An 883-nucleotide genomic window follows, 5' to 3' on the forward strand; every position below is an offset into this window, starting at 1 on the left:
TCGCCAGCATCGACGACATCCCCAACGGCGGCCGCGACGACGACAGCGAAAGCGACACCACCACACCGGTCAGCTTCGGGGTGGCACCCCACCTGCAGCCGGTCATCGCGGCCAAGACCGGCGCATTCGACACAGGCCACGCCGCGTCGTGGTCGGTGAACGTCACCAACAGCGGCACGGTGGCCTCGACCGGGACGACCACGGTATTCATCAACGTCCAAAACTCCGGCGGGGGCCGCGGTTGGTCCGGCAGCGGATCAGGGTGGACCTGCTCCAACAGCAGCACCTGCTCCACCTCCGCGGCCCCAGCCGCCGGCGCCACACTCCCAGCGCTGACCATCACCCTCACCGGAAACCCCACCGCCGACGACGCCGACGGCGGGTATCTCGAGGCGATCGCCAGCATCGACGACATCCCCAACGGCGGCCGCGACGACGACAGCGAAAGCGAGAGCGACGCACCGGTCGTCTCCACCGGGAGCGCCGGACCCGAGGTCGTGATCGGCCTTAGCGGTCCGAGCAAGCCGATTGCCTCCGGTGGAACTGCCACGTACACGGCGACAGTTCTGAACAGAGGTTCGGCTACGGCGACCGGAACGACCACCGTCGACGTCAGCAGCGGCTACAGGTTCACGGGAGGCACGGGCAGCGGCTGGACGTGCTCGGTGAGCGGCGACGCCTGCACCACCTCGTCATCGGTTAAGAGCACGTCATCCCTGCCGGCGCTAAAGCTTTCGACGAAGGCTAGTTCTAGCGGCGACGCGTGGCTCGGCTCGGCACCATTGATGTTCCTGCAAGTCAGCAACGCATCCGACGGGGACAGTCGGGACAACAGTGCGGCGCTGGGGACGCCGATGATCCAGCCGCCGGTGGATCTGGTCGC

The 883-nt window shown here is 67.6% G+C and carries 1 protein-coding gene; it reads left to right on the forward strand.

Annotated features, from left to right (window positions below; genetic code table 11):
* Positions 1-883: hypothetical protein (locus ACFFBG_RS11690; protein ID WP_375478828.1), on the forward strand; the 883-nt coding region annotated here is incomplete at both ends.

It is taken from the genome of uncultured Jatrophihabitans sp. (assembly GCF_964251945.1).
Taxonomy (GTDB): Bacteria; Actinomycetota; Actinomycetes; order Mycobacteriales; family Jatrophihabitantaceae; genus Jatrophihabitans.